Annotated in this window: 2 protein-coding genes; one reads left to right on the forward strand and one right to left on the reverse strand. The window is 68.6% G+C overall.

The features are described from left to right. Window positions 1–134 precede the first annotated feature (134 nt). The gene (locus ABTZ89_RS38585) at window positions 135–1013 is read right to left on the reverse strand and encodes a DUF8083 family protein (protein ID WP_270952206.1); all 879 of its coding nucleotides are present in this window, start codon (window positions 1011–1013) and stop codon (window positions 135–137) included. 224 nt (window positions 1014–1237) lie between these two features. Here ABTZ89_RS38585 and ABTZ89_RS38590 point away from each other — a divergent pair, with 224 nt between their 5' ends. Continuing rightward, window positions 1238–1426 carry a DUF3073 domain-containing protein gene (locus tag ABTZ89_RS38590; RefSeq protein ID WP_093419982.1) on the forward strand — a complete coding sequence of 63 codons (189 nt, stop codon included), beginning with the start codon at window positions 1238–1240 and terminating at the stop codon, window positions 1424–1426. Window positions 1427–1590: the final 164 nt, after the last annotated feature.

Genomic DNA, 1590 nt, shown 5'->3' on the forward strand with positions numbered 1-1590 from the left:
TTCTCAGACGTCGCCTGGCGAGGACAGCCCGTTTGCCGTGTATTGGACATACATAAAAACGGGATCCCGCAGCCAGGCGGCGTCTGAGGTTCCGCCACCGGCACCGCCACGCAAATCAGCCACTGGAAAGAAATTCAGTTGTGGCGTTCGCGGGAGGCGAACTCCGACCAGAAGTCGCGGAGGGACTCGTAGCGGGTCGCCACTTCCTCGGCGTCCTCGGCTTCCATCGCGTCGACGATGGCGTGGACGTCCTCCGCCGAGGTGTCGGCTTCGAGGTCGCTGGTGGTCATCAGCTGCACCAGACCGCCGTAGTCCAGCTCGACCGCCGAGTGCGGGTGGAAGCGCTCCAGCCAGCGGCCCGTCTCGCGCAGGATCCGGGTCGGGCCCTCCTCGCCGATCGACTTGCGGCCGATCGAGTGCGCCCGCGCCACCCGGCGGCGGGCATCGGCCATCGCCACCCGCCAGCACACCCGGCGGCGGTCCGGCTCGGTGAACACGCACCGCTCCTCCGGATCCACCAGGACGAACCAGGGCAGCGGCACGGTCCAGGTCGACGACAGCACGTGCACCGCGCCCTCCGCCAGCTCGCTGACGATCGCGCTGGCGCGGGACTTGGCCTTCTCCTCCGGCACCGCCAGCACCGCCGTGCGCAGCGGGAGCTCCGAATCGCCCAGGAAGCCCACCAGCGCCGCCGCGGACCGGCCACGCAGGTCCAGGGGGCACACCAGCGGCGCCGGGCCGACCGTGGCCGCCGGCGCGCTCGGCACTTCCTTCGGATCGAGCACGAGCACGTCGCCGACACCCTGCACGGCACCGTCAGCGGTCTCACCGGGAAGCAGTCTGGGCGGGGTGGCGAGCTGGCTTCGCAGCCAGACGTCCTGCTCGCGCAGACCCGCGTCGAACGGGTCGATCGGACCCCGCTCGACCGCCGCCGCCAGCTCCTCGCGGAGCGGTGCGTCGAAGGACGTCAAGGGCTCGTACACCCTCAGGTAGGCGACGAACGGCTCAGGCACAGCAGCATCGTGCCAGACCGCCCGAACGGACCCGCCGCCGACTCGCGGACGTCGGAAAACGCGGAGGAGTGCGACGTCACCCAAGACACGTCCACTCAGACAAGGCACCACGTCGCGTTCAACCGCCTCGACACGGTACGGTAGTTACAGGAAAAGTTGTCGAGATCATGCGGGGCCGACTTTCCCCTGTCCGCCCCGCACACCCTGTGCGAGGGGGTCGAGCCATGGGGCGCGGCCGGGCTAAGGCCAAGCAGACGAAGGTGGCCCGCGAGCTGAAGTACAGTTCCCCGTCCATGGACATAGAGGCGTTGCAGCGAGAGCTGTCCACCTCTGAGTCCGGCGAGTGGTCCAGCGAGGACCGCGATGACTCGCACGACGACGGGTACGACGACTACGACTACGGCCGACGCTGAAGCACATCCCCGCCGAGGACAGCAGCTGAACGCTGCTCGGCGGCGCGCTGCGTCGCAAGTCGCTCGTCGTACCCGATGAGTGGGAATTGACGAACTCGCAGAGTCCCACATAGGAGGAACTCACTTGAGTGGCGTCACCGGGAGGCCGGTGACGCCACTCACTT

The organism is Saccharopolyspora sp. NPDC002686 (assembly GCF_040295745.1).
Taxonomy (GTDB): Bacteria; Actinomycetota; Actinomycetes; order Mycobacteriales; family Pseudonocardiaceae; genus Saccharopolyspora; species Saccharopolyspora oryzae.